This is a genomic window from Micromonospora sp. NPDC049799 (assembly GCF_040656655.1).
Lineage (GTDB): Bacteria > Actinomycetota > Actinomycetes > Mycobacteriales > Micromonosporaceae > Micromonospora.
Map to the genome: position 1 here is coordinate 1 of NZ_JBFAMU010000853.1, position 1,309 is coordinate 1,309.

The window sequence follows — 1,309 nt, forward strand, 5'->3', positions numbered from 1 at the left end:
CGCGCGAAGTCCTCGGCGGTGGGCGGCGCGCCGCCCTCCGGCCGCCGACATCGCCGACAGCTTCGACGCCGCCGGGGTCCGGCTGGTGCTGATCACCGGCGACCACCCCGCCACGGCCGCCGCGATCGGCCGCCGGCTCGGCCTGTGGTCGCCGGGCGACCCGGTCGTACGCGGCGACGACGGTGACCCGGCACGCGCGCACCCGGACACGCGGGTCTTCGCCCGGACGCAACCGGACCAGAAGCTCGACATCATCGCCGGGCTCCAGGCCCGGGGACACGTGGTGGCGATGACCGGGGACGGGGTGAACGACGCGCCCGCACTGCGCCGCGCCGACATCGGTGTGGCGATGGGCGGCGGCACCGAGGTCGCCCGGCAGGCCGCCGACCTGGTGCTGGTCGACGACGACCTGTCCACGGTGGCCGCCGCCATCGGCGAGGGCCGCCGGATCTACGACAACATCCGTCGGTTCCTGCGGTACGCCCTGGCCGGTGGGACCGCCGAGATCGCCGTGATGCTCCTCGGGCCGCTGTTCGGCCTGGCCGTACCGCTGCTGCCGGCGCAGATCCTCTGGGTCAACCTGCTCACGCACGGGGTGCCGGGGGTGGCGCTGGGCGCCGAACCGGCCGAGCCGGGCACGTTGCGCCGGGCCCCGCGCTCCCCCTCGGAGTCGGTGCTCGGGGCCGGCCTCGGCCGGGACGTGCTGCTCACCGGCGGGCTCATCGCCGCCGTCGTGCTCGGCGCCGGGGTGGTCGCCATGTCCGCGGACCGGCCCTGGCAGTCGGTGGTCTTCGTGGTGCTCGGCCTGTCCCAGCTGGGCGTGGCGCTCGCGGTTCGCGCGCCGCGGTCCCGGGGCACCCGGCACGGCAACCTCGCGCTGCCGGTGGCGGTGGCGGTCTCGGCGCTGCTCCAGGTCGCCGGAGTGCTGCTCGCGCCCCTGCGGGAGCTGCTCGGCACCGACCCGCTCACTCCCACGGAGCTGCTCGCCTGCGCCGCCGCCAGCGTCCTGCCAGGCCTGGTGCTGCGCCTGGACAGCGGGTTCACCACAGGACGTGTGGCGCGGGCGGCGGTTCGGGACCAACGGCCCACCGACCGGGTCGGCCGGCCCTGACCGGCGGACGCCGGACGGAGCAGGCTGTGGGTGGACGAAGGAGGTTCTCATGACCATCGACACCGGTGCCCCCGTCGTGGTGGGCGTGGACGGTTCCGCCGCCGCACTGGACGCGGTCCGGGTGGCGGCCCGCGAGGCGGCGTACCGGCAGCGTCCGCTGCGGGTCGTGCACGCGTTCATCTGGCCGCTCACCGGCGC

At 76.5% G+C, this 1,309-nt stretch carries 2 protein-coding genes; both read left to right on the plus strand.

Annotated features, from left to right (window positions below; genetic code table 11):
• Positions 1-1,111 (plus strand): HAD-IC family P-type ATPase (locus tag AB0I76_RS30090; RefSeq protein WP_357042573.1); only part of this gene is annotated, 1,111 nt, incomplete at its 5' end.
• A gap of 49 nt (positions 1,112-1,160) precedes the next feature.
• Positions 1,161-1,309, plus strand: a 149-nt coding sequence (locus tag AB0I76_RS30095) for a universal stress protein (protein WP_357042576.1), incomplete at its 3' end; no start/stop codon positions are given.